Raw genomic sequence first — 16,094 nt, 5'->3', positions numbered from 1 at the left:
GTTCTGTGGAGAATTAACGAGGTTGTCAGAATCCTGTCAAGACGCCCTGACGGCGTCAGGTCAGGCCAGGAAGGCGCGCAGCAGCGAAGCCGTTCCCTCGATGTGCTCCGCCATCACCTGGCGGGCCGCTTCGGCGTCGCCCGCCAGGATCGCGTCCACGATGGCTTCGTGCTGGGCGTTCGAGTGCTCCAGGTTGGGCTGCAGCAGCGGGATCCGGTCGAGCAGCTGGTTCACCTTGGTCCGCGCGTCGGCCATCGCCGTGGTCAGCGAGCCCGAGGCCGTGACCTCGGCGATCGCCAGGTGCAGGCGGGAGTCCTTGCGGCGGTAGTCCTCGAGGTCGGCGCCCGCTGCCTCAGCCAGGGTGCCCGTCAGGTGCTGGCGGTCGGCCGGGCTCAGCGAGCGGGCCGCGGCCATCTCCGCCGCGCCCGTCTCCAGGACGTAGCGCAGGCTCAGTGCGTCCTCCAGCACCACCGAGTCGACGGCGGCCGCGTCGGCTGAGCGCTCGGGTGGGCCGGGCAGGGTCTCGTTCACGAACGTGCCGCCGTACCGCCCTCGTCGTGACTCGACGTAACCGGCGTCGGAGAGCGCTCGGATGGCCTCGCGGAGCGTGACACGGCTGACCCCGAGGCGCTCGGCGAGCTCACGCTCGGACGGAAGCCGCTCCCCCGCGCCCACCACGCCGAGGCGGATCGCCTGCAGCAGCCGCTCGACGGTCTCCTCGAAGGCGTTGCCCGCGCGGACCGGCCGGAACAGCGCTTCGCCGGCATTCACCACCGAGGTCGACTCCATCCCGCGAGTTTAGGCCGCGGGCCGCGGAGGCCGGGTGGTTCACCCGCCTCGGCCGACCCGGACACACTCGGTGTCCGTTCCGGCACGGATCGCATCGTCGGAGTGGACCATGCTCGGCCCGGCCGTCACACTGTGTTCGTTGTGCGAAAAACCGGTGGAACCGGACGGGCACCGTCGGCGACGATGGTCCCACGACACCGATGAACGACGCAGGGGGCGATCCGGTGCATTTCCTGATGGCCGAGGACCTGGTCCACGAGCGCGAGAACGAGCTGCGCCACGGAGTGCGCAACCGTCCGCCGGGCCGGGCGACGCCACGGCGCCACACCGGGACCCGGCGCCAGCAGTTCGGCTGGACCCTCGTGGAGGTCGGCCTGCGGCTGGCCGTGGAGCCGGAAGAGTCAGCAGAGCCGGGGGCCCCGGCTAGCACTCGATGACGTTCACCGCCAGGCCGCCGCGCGCGGTTTCCTTGTACTTGACGCTCATGTCCGCGCCCGTCTCGCGCATCGTCTTGATCGCCTTGTCCAGCGTCACCACGTGACTGCCGTCGCCGCGCATCGCCATCCGGGCCGCGTGGATGGCCTTCGACGCGCCCACCGCGTTGCGCTCGATGCACGGGATCTGCACCAGGCCGCCGACCGGGTCGCAGGTCAGCCCGAGGTGGTGCTCGACGCCGATCTCGGCCGCGTTCTCCACCTGGGCCGGTGAGCCGCCGAGGACCTCGGTCAGGCCGGCCGCCGCCATCGCGGACGCCGAGCCGACCTCACCCTGGCAGCCGACCTCGGCGCCGGAGATCGAGCCCGTCTGCTTGAGGATCGAGCCGATCGCGCCCGCGGTGAGCATGAACGTGACGATCCCGTCGTCCGACGAGTGCCGGATGAACCGCTGGTAGTAGTGCAGGACCGCGGGGATGATCCCGGCGGCGCCGTTGGTCGGCGCGGTGACTACCCGGCCACCAGCGGCGTTCTCCTCGTTGACCGCCAGCGCGTACAGGCTCACCCAGTCCATCGCGTACAGCGGATCGCCGACGCCGTCTTCGGCGAGCAGCTTCTCGTGCAGCGCGCGGGCCCGGCGCGGCACCTTCAGCCCGCCCGGCAGCACCCCTTCGTGGACGCAGCCGTTGCGGACGCACTCCGCCATGACGGCCCAGATCCGCAGCAGGCCGTCCCGCACCTCGTCGCGCGAACGCCACGAAAGCTCGTTCGCCATCATGATCTCGCTGATCGGCAGGCCGGTCGACGCGCAGTGCCCGAGCAGGTCCGCGCCGGTGCGGAACGGGTACGGCACGGGCGTCGCGTCCTCGACGAACACCGCGTCCGTCTCGTACGACTCGTCGCGGACGAACCCGCCGCCGACCGAGTAGTACGTCCGCTCGCGCAGCAGCGTGCCGTCCGCGTCGAAGGCGCGGAAGACCATGCCGTTCGGGTGCGCGGGCAGGGACTTGCGGCGGTGCATGGTGAGGTCGTTGTCCTCGTCGAACGCGATCTCGTGCGTGCCGGCCAGAAGCAGCCGCCCGGACTCACGGATCGCCGCGACGCGAACCGGAACGGTGTCCGTGTCGATGTCCTCGGGACGTTCACCGGACAGCCCGAGCAGGACGGCTTTGTCGCTGCCGTGGCCGAAACCGGTCGCGCCGAGCGAGCCGAACAGCTCGGCCTGCACCCGCGCGGTCTTGCCGAGCTCGTCGCCGAGGCCGTCCGCGAAGGTCAGTGCCGCCCGCATCGGGCCGACGGTGTGGGAACTCGACGGCCCGATGCCGATGGAAAACAGGTCGAAGACGCTGATCGCCATTGATCTGCCCCTTCCTATCTCGCCAGCAGGGAGCTGGCTTCTTGCGCGGCCGGTCCCTGCTCGGTGAGGTGCCGCAGGTTGTCCGGGAGGTCTTCGCCGCGGTGGGCCTTGGTCTGGGCGTAGAGCCGTCCCGCGCGGTACGAAGACCGCACCAGCGGACCCGCCATGACACCCGCGAAGCCCATCGCCTCGGCGGCCTGGGAGTGCTCGACGAACTCCTCCGGCTTCACCCACCGGTCCACCGGGTGGTGCCGCGGCGACGGACGCAGGTACTGCGTGATCGTCAGGATCTCGCACCCCGCGTCGACCAGGTCCTGCATCGCCGGAGCGACCTCGTCCGGGGTCTCCCCCATGCCGAGGATCAGGTTGGACTTCGTGACCAGGCCGAACTCACGCGCCTTGGTGATGACCTCGAGCGAACGCGCGTACCGGAAGCCCGGCCGGATCCGCTTGAAGATCCGCGGCACCGTTTCGACGTTGTGAGCAAGGACTTCCGGCCGCGATCCGAAGACCTCGGCCAGCTGCGCGGGGTCCGCGTTGAAGTCCGGGATCAGCAGCTCGACACCGGTACCCGGGTTCAGGTCGTGGATCTGACGCACGGTCTCCGCGTACAGCCACGCCCCACCATCAGCGAGGTCGTCGCGAGCCACACCGGTGATCGTCGAGTACCGCAGACCCATGGCCTGGACGGACTCCGCGACCTTCCGCGGCTCCGTCCGGTCCAGCTCGGCCGGCTTGCCCGTGTCGATCTGGCAGAAGTCACACCGGCGGGTGCACTGGTCACCGCCGATGAGGAACGTGGCTTCGCGGTCTTCCCAGCACTCGTAGATGTTGGGACAACCCGCTTCTTCACAAACCGTGTGCAGACCTTCCCGGCGCACCAAGCCCTTCAGCTCGGTGAACTCCGGGCCCATCCGCACGCGCGTCTTGATCCACGGCGGCTTCTTCTCGATCGGCGTTTCGCTGTTGCGGACTTCCAGACGCAGCAGCTTCCGGCCCTCGGGCAGAGCGCTCACCGGGACAGGTCCGCGTACAGCGGGTGCTTCTTGGCCAGCGTCTCGACGCGGTCACGCAGCTTCGAGCGCACGGCGTCGTCGAAGTCCGGCTTGAGCGCCTCGGCGATGACGTCGGCGACCTCGGTGAAGTCCTCGGCCTGGAAGCCGCGGGTGGCCAGCGCCGGAGTGCCGATGCGCAGCCCGGAAGTGATCATCGGCGGGCGCGGGTCGAACGGGACGGCGTTGCGGTTGACCGTGATACCGACCTCGTGCAGCCGGTCCTCGGCCTGCTGACCGTCCAGAGTGGACTGGACGAGGTCGACGAGCACCAGGTGGACGTCGGTGCCGCCGGTCAGCACGCGGACGCCGGCCTCGGCCAGGTCCGGCTGCGACAGCCGCGACGCCAGGATGCGGGAGCCGTCCAGGGTGCGCTGCTGGCGCTCCTTGAACTCCTCGCTCGCGGCGATCTTCAGCGCGACGGCCTTGGCCGCGATGACGTGCTCCAGCGGCCCGCCCTGCTGGCCCGGGAACACCGCCGAGTTGATCTTCTTCGCCAGCTCCTGGCGGCACAGGATCAGGCCGCCGCGCGGGCCGCCGAGGGTCTTGTGCGTGGTCGTGGTGACGATGTCGGCGTGCGGCACCGGCGACGGGTGCAGCCCGGTCGCGACCAGCCCGGCGAAGTGCGCCATGTCCACCATCAGCTTGGCTTCCACCAGGTCCGCGATGCGGCGGAACTCGGCGAAGTCGAGCTGACGCGGGTACGCCGACCAGCCGGCGATGATCAGCTTCGGCTTGTGCTCGACAGCGAGGCGCTCGATCTCGGCCAGGTCGACGATGCCGGTCTCTTTGTCGACGTGGTAGGCGACGACGTTGTAGAGCTTGCCCGAGAAATTGATCTTCATCCCGTGCGTCAGGTGACCGCCGTGCGCCAGGTCGAGGCCGAGGATCGTGTCACCCGGCTTGAGCACGGCGAACATCGCGGCGGCGTTGGCCTGCGCGCCCGAGTGCGGCTGCACGTTGGCGTGCTCGGCGCCGAACAGCGCCTTCGCGCGGTCGATGGCGAGCTGCTCGACGACGTCGACGTGCTCGCAGCCGCCGTAGTAGCGGCGGCCGGGGTAACCCTCGGCGTACTTGTTGGTCAGCACCGAACCCTGCGCCTCGAGCACGCCCACCGGGGCGAAGTTCTCGGAGGCGATCATCTCCAGGGTGGACTGCTGGCGGGTCAGCTCGTCGGCGACGGCCGCGGCGACCTCGGGGTCGACGTCGGCGAGGTGGGCGTCGAAGGTCGTCATCAGTTCTCCTGGGTGAGGGCGGCGTAGGCGGCGGCGTCGAGCAGCTCGGGCACGTCTCCGGAGAGCCGCACCTTGAGCAGCCAGCCTTCGGCGTACGGGTCCGAGTTGATCACCTCGGGGGTGTCCGACGTGGTGCCGTTGACCTCGACGACCTCGCCGGAGACCGGCGCGTACAGCTCGCTGACGGACTTGGTCGACTCGACCTCGCCGAACACCTCGCCGGAGGTGATCGTGGCGCCGACGTCGGGCAGCTGGACGAACACGATGTCGCCGAGCGACTCGGCGGCGAAGGCGGTGATGCCCACGGTGGCGACGTCACCTTCGACGTTCAGCCACTCGTGTTCCTTGGTGTACTTCAGGTTCTCGGGGATGCTCATGGTGAAAGTCCTTTACGCGCGGGAGTAGAACGGGAGGGCGACGACCTCGACGGGCTCGATCCTGCCCCGGATGTCGACGGAAAGTTCGGTGCCGGGCTCGGTGTACGCCCGATCGACGTACGCCATGGCGATCGGGTGACCCAGAGTGGGTGACAGCGCCCCGCTGGTGACCTCGCCGATCTCGACGCCGTCGGCCAGCAGCTTGTAACCGTGCCGCGGCGCGCGGCGACCCTGGCCCTTGAGCCCCACGCGTACGCGCGGAACGTCCGCCTTGGACCGCTCTTCCAAGGCCGCGCGGCCGACGAAGTCACCCGGCTTCTCGAACTTGACCACGCGCCCGAGCCCGGCTTCGAACGGGCTCTGGCCGAGGGTGAGTTCGTTGCCGTACAACGGCATCCCGGCTTCGAGCCGCAGCGTGTCGCGGCAGGCCAGGCCGGCCGGGACCAGCCCGTGGGCCTCCCCCGCCTCGGACAGGATGCGCCACACGTCGGGCGCCTCGTCGGCCGGGACGAACAGCTCGAAGCCGTCCTCGCCGGTGTAACCGGTGCGGGCGAGCAGGACCTCGTGGCCCTTCACGACCGCCGGGACGCTGGCGTAGTACTTGAGCGCGTCGAGGTCGGCGTCGGTGACCGCGCCGAGGATCTTGACGGCGTTCGGGCCCTGGACGGCGATCAGCGCGGTCGTCTCGGACCGGTCGTCGACCACCGCGTCGAAGCCCGCGACCCGCTCGGCCAGTGCGTCCGCGACGACCTTCGCGTTGCCCGCGTTGGCGACGACGAGGTAGTGCTCGTCGGCCAGCCGGTAGACGACCAGGTCGTCGAGCACGCCGCCGTCGGCGTCGCAGATCATCGTGTAGCGCGCCCGGCCCGGCTTGACCCCGGTGAGGTTGCCGACCAGCGCGAAGTCGAGGACGTCGGCGGCCTGCTTGCCCGTGACGTGGATTTCGGCCATGTGCGAAAGGTCGAACAGCCCGGCCGCCTCTCGGACGGCCTTGTGCTCGGCCAGCTCGCTGGCGTAGCGGACCGGCATGGACCAGCCCGCGAAGTCGGTGAACAGTGCACCAAGTCCTTTGTGGACTCCGTGCAGGCTGGTCTCTTTCGACGCTGTGGAATTCAAGGGAGAACTCAGCCTTCGTAAGCGTTGAGGGGCGGGCAGGAGCAGACCAGGTTGCGGTCACCGCGGGCGCCGTCGATGCGGCGGACCGGCGGCCAGTACTTGTTCTTGCGCGAGACACCCGCCGGGAACACCGCCAGCTCGCGGTCGTAGGCCTTGTCCCACTCGCCGACCAGCGTCTCGGCGGTGTGCGGGGCACCGCGCAGCGGCGACGCCTCCGCGGTCCACGTGCCCTTGGCGACCTCGTCGATCTCGCCGCGGATGGCGATCATCGCCGCGATGAACCGGTCGATCTCGCCCAGGTCCTCGGACTCGGTCGGCTCGACCATCAGCGTGCCGGCGACCGGGAACGACATCGTCGGCGCGTGGAAGCCGTAGTCGATGAGCCGCTTCGCGACGTCGTCGACCGTCACGCCGGTCTCCTTGGTGATCTGGCGCAGGTCGAGGATGCACTCGTGCGCGACCAGGCCGTCCTGGCCCGTGTAGAGCACCGGGTAGTGCGGCGCCAGCCGCGAGGCGACGTAGTTCGCGGCCAGCACGGCGACCTTCGTGGCCGCGGTCAGGCCGGGGGCGCCCATCATCCGGACGTAGGCCCAGGAGATCGGCAGGATCGACGCCGAGCCGTAGGGCGCGCCGCTGATCGGGCCGACGCCGGTCGCCGGACCGGCCTGGTCCAGCAGCGGGTGGTTGGGCAGGAACGGCGCGAGGTGCGCGCGCACCGCGACCGGGCCGACGCCGGGGCCGCCACCGCCGTGCGGGATGCAGAAGGTCTTGTGCAGGTTCAGGTGCGAGACGTCGCCGCCGAACTCGCCCGGCTTGGCCAGGCCCAGCAGGGCGTTGAGGTTCGCGCCGTCGACGTACACCTGGCCGCCGCCGTCGTGCACGATCTTGGCCAGCTCGTCGATCGAGTGCTCGTACACGCCGTGCGTGGACGGGTAGGTGACCATGATCGCGGCGAGCGTGTCCCGGTGCGCGTCCACTTTGGACCGCAGGTCGGCCAGGTCGACGTTGCCCTCGTCGGTGCACTTGACGACGACCACGCGCATCCCGGCGAGCACCGCGGACGCGGCGTTGGTGCCGTGCGCGGACGACGGGATCAGGCAGACGTCGCGAGCTTCGTCGCCGTTCGAACGGTGGTAGGCGCGGATCGCCAGCAGCCCGGCCAACTCGCCCTGGCTGCCCGCGTTCGGCTGCAGCGACACCTTGTCGTAGCCGGTGACCTCGGCCAGCCACTCGGCCAGCTGCGCGACGAGGACGTGGTAGCCCTCGGCGTCCTCGGCCGGCGCGAACGGGTGGATGCCGGCGAACTCGCGCCAGCTGATCGGCTCCATCTCGGTGGTGGCGTTGAGCTTCATCGTGCAGGAGCCGAGCGGGATCATGCCGCGGTCGAGCGCGTAGTCCTGGTCGGACAGCCGGCGCAGGTAGCGCAGCATCGCCGTCTCGGAGCGGTGGCTGCCGAAGACCTCGTGGCCCATGAAGCCGCTCTCGCGGGCCAGGCCGTTGGGCAGCGCGACGCCGTCTTGGACGTCCCCCTCGACACCGAAGGCTTTCAGGACCTTCGCCGCGATCGCCGGGGTGCTGACCTCGTCGAAGGCGACGCGGACGTGGTCGGCGTCGACGTGCCCGAGGTTGATGCCGGCCTCGCGGGCGGCGGCGTGGACGTCGGCGGCCTGACCCGGGACGTGCGCGACGACCGTGTCGAAGAAGGACTCGTGCACGACCTCGACACCGGTCTTGCGCAGCGTGTCGGCGAAGCCCGCGGCCAGGCCGTGGACCCGCTGGGCGATCCGCTTGAGACCGTCCGGGCCGTGGTAGACCGCGTACATCGCGGCCAGCACGGCCGGGAGGACCTGCGCGGTGCAGATGTTGGACGTCGCCTTCTCGCGGCGGATGTGCTGCTCACGGGTCTGCAGCGCCAGCCGGTAGGCCGAGTTGCCGTCGGCGTCGACCGAGACGCCGACCAGGCGCCCGGGCAGCGAGCGCTCGAGCCCGGCGCGGACGGACATGAACCCGGCGTGCGGGCCGCCGTAACCGAGCGGGACGCCGAAGCGCTGCGTCGACCCGGCGGCGACGTCGGCGCCGAACTCGCCGGGCGAGGTGATCAGCGTCAGCGAGAGCAGGTCGGCGGCGACGGTGAACAGCGCGCCCGCGGCCTTCGCCGACTCGGAGATCGCGTGGTAGAAACCGCGGCCGCGCAGCACGCCGGACGCGCCGGGGTACTGGACGACCACGCCGAAGAAGTCGTCGGGCAGGCCGGTCAGCAGGTCGCGGACCTCGACCTCGATGCCCAGCGCCTCGACGCGGGTGCGCACGACGGCGATGGTCTGCGGCAGGCACTCGGCGTCCAGCACGACCTTGTTGGACTTCGACTTCGACGAGCGGCGCATCAGCGTGACGGCCTCGGCGACGGCGGTCGACTCGTCCAGCAGGGACGCGTTCGCGGTGGCCAGGCCGGTGAGGTCGGCGACCATCGTCTGGAAGTTGAGCAGCGCTTCGAGGCGGCCCTGGGAGATTTCCGGCTGGTACGGCGTGTAGGCCGTGTACCAAGCCGGGTTCTCGAGGACGTTGCGGCGGATCACGCCGGGGGTGACGGTGTCGGAGTAACCGAGACCGATCATCTGCGTCATCGGCCGGTTACGCGCGGCGAGCGCGCGCAGCTCCGCGGTGGCGTCCTCTTCGGACGCCGCGGGCGGGAGGACCAGGTCGCGTGTGGCGCGGATCGCACTCGGGACGGCTGCTTCGAGCAGCGCGTCGAGGGATCCGTAGCCGCACTCGGCGAGCATCTTGGCGCGTTCGGCCTCGGAGGGGCCGATATGGCGGGCGTCGAACTGCGTAGAGGTGATCGGGAGCTCCTCGGGCCGGGCACCGGGCACAACGGTGCGCTGGGAACTCCCCCTCTGTCATGGCACCTGAGAGTTTCACCGTGTGAGAACACGGCTTTCACCTTGGGTGAGGCGCGGGTGCGCCTGCTTTCCAGAGTGGCCTCGCGCGAAGCGGTAGCAGGTACCTGAGAGATTCCGGGGAGTTTGCTCCTTCGGTGCCCCACTGACTTCGTGAGGGCTCTCCCGCCTCGGCTCGACGGCCCGATCTGCAGTTATGGCGGCTACCGTACCTGCCGCGTTCGGCCCCCGTCTACTTCACCCGGGCAACACCACATCGGTCTTCGAGCCCGCCTCGACCGCCGGCCCGCCGGGTGACCGCGCTCACCAGTGGCGGCGGGCGGCGGACCCGGCCCGACGGCAGCACCAGCCGCTTGAGCGGGCCGCCCAGCGGGACCGGCGGGAGGCCCGCGCCGAGCAGGATGTGCTCGACCACCTGCTCCGCGAGCCACGCGACCGAGTCGTTCAGCCGGTCCAGGGACGGCCGGTCGCCGTCGAAGACGTCCGCGTCGTCGAGGACCACCTCGAAGTACTCGCCGGGCAGCCGGGCGACCACCGCGTCGACGGCGTCTTCGATCGCGCGGGCGCCGTCCTCCGGGTCGGCGAAGCCCGCCTCGAGCAGCGGCTCGCGGTAGATCCGGGCGGCGCGGGCGCGCATCCGCGGGCCGTGGCGGACCACGACCGGGAGCCGCCCGGCCAGGTCGGGCACGTCGAGGCCGTGCAGCAGCATGATCGGCGGCACGCTGTGCACCAGCCGCGGCGCCGGCTCGGCCAGCTCGCGCGCGGTGATCCGGAGCCGGTCGGCCATCGCGTCCGGCAGGCCGAAGTAGCGGAAGTCGACGTTGCCGAACCCGAGCCCGTCGGCGACCAGCGACGCCAGCAGCTCGCCGTACCCCCAGATCGGCGACAGCACCACGACCGGCGGCGCGGTCACCAGCGGCGGCGACGGCGAAGGCGGGCGTGACGCCTCCTGCTCGGGCACCTGGATCACCAGCCGCGGCGGGTCGGCCCAGTCGTGCGGCTCGGCGACCCGCCAGTACAGCCCGAGCGGCTGCCAGAGGCCGCCGAGGATCTCGCGTTCGATGATCCGGCGCGCCTCGGCGTCGGAATGCGGGAAGCCGCGGGGCGGCACGATGCCGACGTAGTGGTGGTAGGTGACGCGGACCTCGTCGCCGCGGGTGGCCGAGCGGATCCGCATCTCCCAGTCGATCGGCGACGCGGCGATCGCGTTCGCCACCTGCGTGCCGGGCGACGAGTACACGAGCGCCGTCGCCTGCCGCAGGAAGTCCCCGGCCCGGTCGATGCCCTCCCGCAGCGACTTCGCGGCCTGCGCGACGTGCACCGGGCTGACCAGCGACTCGGGCAGCACCCCGGCGACCCGCAGCAGCTCGGCCTCCCCGAGCCCGGTGACCTCGGCGAGCTGGGCCCAGTGGTCGAACACGGTCACCTTCGGCGCGTGCCGGTGCTCGATCCAGCTGCGCAGGGTCGACGTCGGCACGCCGATCCGGCGCGCGGCCTCGTCCAGCGAGAGGCCCCGGGAGCGGATCCCGGCCCGGACCGCTTCCGCCCACTCGTCGGCGCGCCAGTGCGTCACCTCACAAAGCTAACGAAACCCGCTAGCTTTGCGCAGGGACAAACCGCCCACAGCGCGCCGACGCTGGAGCCATGACCACCACTGTCGTCGCCCTGACCCTGATCGTCGGCGTGCTCACCTTCGCCGCCGGGGCCTTCCTCACCGCCGAAACCGCCGTTCGCGTGCTTCGCCGCCGTGAAGCGCGGGTGGCCGCCGAACGGAAGTCGCTCAACGCCGCCTGGAAGTACCTGCGGGAGGTGTACGGCATCCGGAAGCCGACGAACCGCCGTTAGATCGGGGTGACGTACGCGCCGGAGATGCCGCCGTCCACGAGAAACTGGGACGCCGTGATGAAGCTGGCGTCGTCGCTGGCCAGGAACGCGACGGCCGCCGCGATCTCCTCCGGTTCGGCGAACCGGCCGACCGGGACGTGGACCAGGCGACGCGCCGCGCGTTCCGGGTCCTTCGCGAACAGCTCCTTGAGCAGCGGCGTGTTCACCGGCCCCGGGCACAGCGCGTTGACGCGGATGTTCTCCCGCGCGAACTGCACGCCCAGCTCACGGCTCATGGCGAGCACGCCGCCCTTGGACGCGGTGTAGGAGATCTGCGACGTCGCCGCGCCCATCACCGCCACGAACGACGCCGTGTTGACGATGGAGCCCTTGCCCTGGCGCTGCATGTACGGCAGGACTTCCTTGCAGCACAGGTAAACCGACGTCAGGTTGACCCGCTGCACCCGCTCCCAGGCGTCGATCCCGGTGGTCAGGATCGAGTCGTCCTCGGGCGGCGAGATGCCGGCGTTGTTGAACGCGACGTCGATGCTGCCGTACTGGTCGGCCGTGGTCCGGTAGAGGTTCTCCACCTGCTCGGCGTCGGTGACGTCGGCCTGCACGAACAGGCCGCCGACCTCGTCCGCCGCGGCCTTGCCGGACTCCGGCGTCAGGTCGCCGATGACGACCTGCGCGCCTTCGCTCGCCAGGCGGCGGGCGGTCGCCAGGCCGATGCCGCTCGCGCCGCCGGTGATCACCGCGACGCGGCCTTCGAAACGCTGGACCATTACTCCTCCGTGCTGATGAAAACGTTCTTGGTCTCGGTGAACGCCGTCGGGGCGTCGGGGCCCAGCTCGCGGCCGAGGCCGGACTGCTTGAAGCCGCCGAAGGGTGTCCAGTAGCGCACCGACGAGTGCGAGTTGACCGACAGGTTGCCGGCCTCGACGGCCCGCGCGACGCGGAAGGCGCGGCCGGTGTCGCGGGTCCAGATCGACCCGGACAGGCCGTACTCGGTGGCGTTGGCCTGGCGCACCGCGTCCGCCTCGTCGGTGAACGGCACGACGGCCACGACCGGGCCGAAGACCTCTTCGGCCGCGGCGGGGTGCCGCAGGTCCGGCGGGGTCAGGACGGTCGGCGGGAACCAGAAGCCGGGCCCGGCCGGCGCGGTGCCACGGAACGCGATCGGCGCGTCGTCCGGCACGTAGGAGGCGACCTTTTCCCGGTGGGCCGCGGAGATCAGCGGCCCCATCTCGGTCTTCTCCTCGGCGGGGTCGCCGACGACGACGCCGTGCACCGCCGGCTCCAGCAGCTCCATGAACCGGTCGTAGACGCTCGCCTGCACCAGGATCAGCGACCGCGCGCAGCAGTCCTGCCCGGCGTTGTCGAAGACGCCGTAGGGCGCGGTCGCCGCGGCCTTCTCCAGGTCGGAGTCGGCGAAGACGACGTTCGCGTTCTTGCCGCCCAGCTCCAGCGTCACGCGCTTCACCCGCGCCGCGCAGCCGGCCATGATCTGCTTGCCGACCTCGGTGGAGCCGGTGAAGACGACCTTGCGGACGGCCGGGTGCTCGACGAACCGTTGTCCCACAACGGATCCCTTGCCGGGCAGCACCTGGAAGACGTCTTCGGGGATGCCGGCCTCACGGGCCAGCTCGCCGAGCCGGATCGCGGTGAGCGGGGTCAGCTCGGCGGGCTTGAGCACGACGGTGTTGCCGGCGGCGAGCGCGGGCGCGAACCCCCAGCCGGCGATCGGCATCGGGAAGTTCCACGGCACGATCACGCCGACCACGCCGAGCGGTTCGTGGAAGGTGATGTTCACCCCGCCCGGCACCGGGATCTGCTGCCCGATCAGGCGTTCCGGCGCGGCGGAGTAGTAGGTGAGCACGTCGCGGACGTTGCCGGCCTCCCAGCGGGCGTTGCCGATGGTGTGGCCGGAGTTCTCGACCTCCAGCCGCGCGAGGTGCTCGATGTCCGCCTCGACGGCGTCGGCGAAGCGGCGCAGCAGCCGCGCCCGGTCGCCGGGAGCGACGTCGCGCCACGCCGGGAACGCCGCGTGGGCACGGGCGATCGCCGCGTCGGTCTCGTCGGCGCCGGTCAGCGCGACCGACCGCACCACCTGTTCGGTGGCGGGGTTGATCACGTCGAAACTGGTCATGCCCTCTCCCTGCTCGCTTCGACGAGCGCCCGGAACAGCCGGACGTCGTCGGTGTCCTGCTCGGGGTGCCACTGGACGCCGAGCAGGAAGTTCTCACCCGGCGCTTCGGCGGCCTCGATCGTGCTGTCGGCGGCCCAGCCGACCGGCTCGAGGCCGGCACCGAGCCGGTCGATGGCCTGGTGGTGGTAACACAGGGTCTTGGTCTCCGGGCCCAGGATCCCGGCCACGCGGCTGCCGTCGGCCAGGGTGACGATGCCCTTGCCGAACGTCGCGGGCGCGGGCTGGTGCTCGGTGGACTCCCGGGCCTCGGGCAGGTGCTGGACCAGCGTCCCGCCGAGGGCGACGCTGATCACCTGCAGGCCGCGGCACACGCCGAGCACCGGTTTGCCCTGCTCGCGCGCGGCGGCCAGGAGCCCGAACTCGAAGGCGTCGCGGTTCGGCCGGGTGTAGGTGCTGGGGTGCTGTTCCTGGCCGTAGCGCTCCGGCTCGACGTCGGCGCCGCCGGTCAGCACCAGGCCGTCCACTGTGGACACCAAGCGGTCGTACGCGTCGCTCACCGGCGGCAGCAGCACCGGGACGCCGCCCGCGGCGACGACGCACTCGACGTAGACGCGGTGCAGCAGCGCGACTTCCGTCTCCCACACGAGGAACTTCGCGGGCTCGAGGTAGGTGGTGAGCCCGATGACCGGTTTAGAGTCGTTCGAAGCCACGAACCCGCTCCCAGTCGGTGACGGCGGCGTTGTAGGCGTCCACCTCGATCTTCGCCGCGTTCAGGTAGTGCTCGACGACGTCCTCGCCGAAGGCCGCGCGCGCCACCTCACTGCCGGCCAGCGCCGCGGCGGCCTCAGGCAGCGTGGTCGGGACCGTGTCCCGCCCGGAGTTGTAGGCGTTGCCGACGAACGGTTCTTCGAGCTCCAGCTCGTTCTCGATGCCGTGTAAGCCGGCCGCGATCAGCGCGGCGACGGCCAGGTACGGGTTGACGTCGCCGCCCGGCACCCGGTTCTCGACGCGCAGCGACTCGCCGTGCCCGACGACGCGCAGCGCGCAGGTGCGGTTGTCGGTGCCCCAGGCGATGGCCGTCGGCGCGAAGCTGCCGGGCACGAACCGCTTGTAGGAGTTGATGTTGGGCGCGAGGAAGTAGGTCAGCTCGTGCAGTGCGGCCAGCTGCCCGGCGAGGAAGTGCTCCATCAGCTTCGAGAAGCCGTACTCGCGGTCCCCGGCCAGCACCGCGCCGCCTTCGGTGGAGCGCAGGCTGATGTGGATGTGGCAGGAGTTGCCCTCGCGCTCGTTGTACTTCGCCATGAAGGTGAGGCTCTTGCCCTCCTGCGCGGCGATCTCCTTGGCACCGTTCTTGTAGACGCTGTGGTTGTCGCAGGTGGCGAGCGCGCCGGTGAAGCGGAAGGCGATCTCCTGCTGGCCGGGGTTGCACTCACCCTTGGCCGACTCGGGGTAGAGCCCGGCGCCCGCCATGTCGTTGCGGATGCGGCGCAGCAGCGGCTCGAGGCGCGCGGTGCCGAGCATCGAGTAGTCGACGTTGTACTGGTTGGCCGGCTTGAGGCCGTGGTAGCGCTTGTCCCAGGCGGCTTCGTAGGTGTCGTCGAAGACGATGAACTCGAGCTCGGTCCCGACGAAGGCGCCGAGCCCGCGCTCGGCGAGCCGCTCGAGCTGGCGGCGCAGGATCTGGCGCGGCGACACCGACACCGGCCCGCCCTGCACGCGCTCGACGTCGGCCAGCACCAGCGCGGTGCCCTCCTGCCACGGCACCAGCCGGAGGGTTTCGAAGTCGGGACGCAGCACGAAGTCGCCGTACCCGCTCTCCCACGACGAGAGCTCGTAGCCGTCGACGGTGTTCATGTCGACGTCCACCGCGAGCAGGTAGTTGCAGGCCTCGGTGGCGTGCCCGACGACCTCGTCGAGGAAGTACTCCGCCGCGCAGCGCTTGCCCTGGAGCCGCCCCTGCATGTCCGTGATCGCGACGAGCACGGTGTCGATCGTGCCCGCGTCCACGCGCTCGCGGAGTTCGTCGAGGGTGAGCATGCCTCGCCTGCGTGCCATCAGCCACCCCAAAGGTTTGATGCGAATCCTTTGCCGGTCCTTCCTACCCTGGTGGCGAGGGACGGGTCAACCCTCGAAAAGGTACTTTTTTGATCCATTGTGATGACACTCGAACGGCGTGGTGGAATGTCCGGGATGCCCGGCTGAGAAGAGTCTGTGAATAGTGCTCGACCGGGAGGAATCCGGGGTACTCCCACGTTGTACGGGGCAGGAGAGGTGAGATCGATGACCACAGCATTCACGCAGACCACGATCGGACAGCAGCAGGCCCGGCCCCAGTTGCCGACTCTGCCCACCGGCTGGCCGATCGGTTCGTACGAGTCCTACGAGCAGGCACAGCGCGCGGTCGACCACCTCGCGGGCACGGACTTCCCGGTCACCGACGTCACCATCGTGGGCGTCGAGCCGATGCTCGTGGAGAGGATCGCGGGCAAGATGTCGTGGGGCAAGGTCCTCGGCAGCGCCGCGATGTCCGGCGCCATGTTCGGCCTGATCCTGGGGCTGCTGCTGAGCATGCTCAACCCCGGGAACGGAGTGGTGCCGATCGCGATCGGCCTCGTCGCCGGTCTCGGGTTCAACATGCTGTTCGGCGCTCTGGGCTACGCGGCGAACCGCAACAAGCGCGGGTTCATCTCGCAGAGCCAGCTGGTCGCCCGCCGCTACGACGTCCTGTCGCAGCCCCGCAACGCAGAGAAGGGCCGCGCACTGCTGGCGGACCTGGCCGCGCGAAGCGCGTTCGGCCGCTGACCCGTCCCCTTCGAAGGCCGTCTCCCCCGGGAGGCGGCCTTCGTCGTGTCCAGGGGCTGCGC

General features: G+C 70.6%; 15 protein-coding genes and 1 riboswitch. Of the genes, 3 read left to right on the top strand and 12 right to left on the bottom strand.

Features of this window, described 5'->3' with window-relative positions:
* Positions 1–60: 60 nt before the first annotated feature.
* Positions 61–789: a FadR/GntR family transcriptional regulator gene (locus ACIOD2_RS24700; RefSeq protein ID WP_400542239.1), complete on the bottom strand. Its 729-nt coding sequence runs from the start codon at positions 787–789 to the stop codon at positions 61–63.
* Between the two features lie 200 nt (positions 790–989).
* Between ACIOD2_RS24700 and ACIOD2_RS24695 the strand changes: the two genes are divergently transcribed.
* Positions 990–1,226 carry a hypothetical protein gene (locus ACIOD2_RS24695; RefSeq protein ID WP_400542236.1) on the top strand — a complete coding sequence of 79 codons (237 nt, stop codon included), beginning with the start codon at positions 990–992 and terminating at the stop codon, positions 1,224–1,226.
* On the opposite strand, the gene ACIOD2_RS24690 is transcribed toward ACIOD2_RS24695, so the two are convergent.
* From ACIOD2_RS24690 to ACIOD2_RS24660, 7 genes are all read right to left on the bottom strand, one after another.
* A complete protein-coding gene (locus tag ACIOD2_RS24690) occupies positions 1,213–2,580 on the bottom strand; it encodes an L-serine ammonia-lyase (protein WP_400542233.1) in 1,368 nt (455 codons plus the stop codon). The two genes, ACIOD2_RS24695 and ACIOD2_RS24690, sit on opposite strands and share 14 nt — an antisense overlap.
* Before the next feature lie 14 nt (positions 2,581–2,594).
* Positions 2,595–3,596, bottom strand: coding sequence for a lipoyl synthase (lipA, locus tag ACIOD2_RS24685; protein ID WP_400542230.1), 1,002 nt, complete (start codon positions 3,594–3,596; stop codon positions 2,595–2,597).
* A complete protein-coding gene (gene glyA / locus ACIOD2_RS24680; protein ID WP_400542227.1) occupies positions 3,593–4,867 on the bottom strand; it encodes a serine hydroxymethyltransferase in 1,275 nt (424 codons plus the stop codon). Before glyA ends, lipA begins: the two co-directional genes overlap by 4 nt.
* Positions 4,867–5,244, bottom strand: a complete 378-nt coding sequence (gcvH, locus tag ACIOD2_RS24675) for a glycine cleavage system protein GcvH (RefSeq protein ID WP_323331761.1) — start codon at positions 5,242–5,244, stop codon at positions 4,867–4,869. The genes glyA and gcvH overlap by 1 nt, the downstream gene beginning before the upstream one ends.
* A gap of 12 nt (positions 5,245–5,256) precedes the next feature.
* Positions 5,257–6,360: a glycine cleavage system aminomethyltransferase GcvT gene (gene gcvT / locus ACIOD2_RS24670; protein WP_400542224.1), complete on the bottom strand. Its 1,104-nt coding sequence runs from the start codon at positions 6,358–6,360 to the stop codon at positions 5,257–5,259.
* A gap of 8 nt (positions 6,361–6,368) precedes the next feature.
* Complete coding sequence (gene gcvP / locus ACIOD2_RS24665) at positions 6,369–9,200, bottom strand: aminomethyl-transferring glycine dehydrogenase (protein WP_400543235.1); 2,832 nt, start codon at positions 9,198–9,200, stop codon at positions 6,369–6,371.
* Positions 9,201–9,244: 44 nt separating this feature from the next.
* A riboswitch (glycine riboswitch) is annotated at positions 9,245–9,344 on the bottom strand.
* A 145-nt stretch (positions 9,345–9,489) separates the two neighbouring features.
* Complete coding sequence (locus ACIOD2_RS24660) at positions 9,490–10,830, bottom strand: helix-turn-helix domain-containing protein (protein ID WP_400542221.1); 1,341 nt, start codon at positions 10,828–10,830, stop codon at positions 9,490–9,492.
* Between the two features lie 71 nt (positions 10,831–10,901).
* Here ACIOD2_RS24660 and ACIOD2_RS24655 point away from each other — a divergent pair, with 71 nt between their 5' ends.
* Positions 10,902–11,102, top strand: coding sequence for a hypothetical protein (locus ACIOD2_RS24655; RefSeq protein WP_400542218.1), 201 nt, complete (start codon positions 10,902–10,904; stop codon positions 11,100–11,102).
* Here the strand turns inward: ACIOD2_RS24655 and ACIOD2_RS24650 are convergent.
* Genes ACIOD2_RS24650 through ACIOD2_RS24635 form a run of 4 tightly spaced genes read right to left on the bottom strand, consistent with a single transcriptional unit; the run spans position 11,099 to position 15,285 of the window.
* Positions 11,099–11,866, bottom strand: coding sequence for a 3-oxoacyl-ACP reductase (locus ACIOD2_RS24650; RefSeq protein ID WP_400542215.1), 768 nt, complete (start codon positions 11,864–11,866; stop codon positions 11,099–11,101). The genes ACIOD2_RS24655 and ACIOD2_RS24650 overlap by 4 nt on opposite strands.
* Positions 11,866–13,230, bottom strand: a complete 1,365-nt coding sequence (locus tag ACIOD2_RS24645) for an aldehyde dehydrogenase family protein (RefSeq protein WP_400542212.1) — start codon at positions 13,228–13,230, stop codon at positions 11,866–11,868. Before ACIOD2_RS24645 ends, ACIOD2_RS24650 begins: the two co-directional genes overlap by 1 nt.
* Positions 13,227–13,940: a gamma-glutamyl-gamma-aminobutyrate hydrolase family protein gene (locus ACIOD2_RS24640; protein WP_400542209.1), complete on the bottom strand. Its 714-nt coding sequence runs from the start codon at positions 13,938–13,940 to the stop codon at positions 13,227–13,229. Before ACIOD2_RS24640 ends, ACIOD2_RS24645 begins: the two co-directional genes overlap by 4 nt.
* Positions 13,921–15,285 (bottom strand): glutamine synthetase family protein, encoded by a 1,365-nt coding sequence (locus ACIOD2_RS24635; protein ID WP_400542206.1) that lies wholly within the window; start codon positions 15,283–15,285, stop codon positions 13,921–13,923. Before ACIOD2_RS24635 ends, ACIOD2_RS24640 begins: the two co-directional genes overlap by 20 nt.
* A 225-nt stretch (positions 15,286–15,510) precedes the next feature.
* Here ACIOD2_RS24635 and ACIOD2_RS24630 point away from each other — a divergent pair, with 225 nt between their 5' ends.
* Positions 15,511–16,032 (top strand): general stress protein, encoded by a 522-nt coding sequence (locus tag ACIOD2_RS24630; protein WP_323331768.1) that lies wholly within the window; start codon positions 15,511–15,513, stop codon positions 16,030–16,032.
* Positions 16,033–16,094 lie beyond the last annotated feature (62 nt).

The sequence above is a fragment of the Amycolatopsis sp. NPDC088138 genome (genome assembly GCF_044741685.1).
In the GTDB taxonomy this organism is placed as follows: Bacteria; Actinomycetota; Actinomycetes; order Mycobacteriales; family Pseudonocardiaceae; genus Amycolatopsis.
The sequence above is the reverse complement of the archived record's forward strand: the minus strand, read 5'-3'. Positions and strand labels throughout refer to the sequence as shown.

Excerpts from the sequence above, each read along its gene's own strand:
- ACIOD2_RS24700 (WP_400542239.1), bottom strand. The coding sequence starts at position 789 with ATGGAGTCGACCTCGGTGGTGAATGCCGGCGAAGCGCTGTTCCGGCCG.
- ACIOD2_RS24695 (WP_400542236.1), top strand. The coding sequence starts at position 990 with ATGAACGACGCAGGGGGCGATCCGGTGCATTTCCTGATGGCCGAGGAC.
- ACIOD2_RS24690 (WP_400542233.1), bottom strand. The coding sequence starts at position 2,580 with ATGGCGATCAGCGTCTTCGACCTGTTTTCCATCGGCATCGGGCCGTCG.
- glyA (WP_400542227.1), bottom strand. The coding sequence starts at position 4,867 with ATGACGACCTTCGACGCCCACCTCGCCGACGTCGACCCCGAGGTCGCC.
- gcvH (WP_323331761.1), bottom strand. The coding sequence starts at position 5,244 with ATGAGCATCCCCGAGAACCTGAAGTACACCAAGGAACACGAGTGGCTG.
- ACIOD2_RS24655 (WP_400542218.1), top strand. The coding sequence starts at position 10,902 with ATGACCACCACTGTCGTCGCCCTGACCCTGATCGTCGGCGTGCTCACC.
- ACIOD2_RS24650 (WP_400542215.1), bottom strand. The coding sequence starts at position 11,866 with ATGGTCCAGCGTTTCGAAGGCCGCGTCGCGGTGATCACCGGCGGCGCG.
- ACIOD2_RS24645 (WP_400542212.1), bottom strand. The coding sequence starts at position 13,230 with ATGACCAGTTTCGACGTGATCAACCCCGCCACCGAACAGGTGGTGCGG.
- ACIOD2_RS24635 (WP_400542206.1), bottom strand. The coding sequence starts at position 15,285 with ATGGCACGCAGGCGAGGCATGCTCACCCTCGACGAACTCCGCGAGCGC.
- ACIOD2_RS24630 (WP_323331768.1), top strand. The coding sequence starts at position 15,511 with ATGACCACAGCATTCACGCAGACCACGATCGGACAGCAGCAGGCCCGG.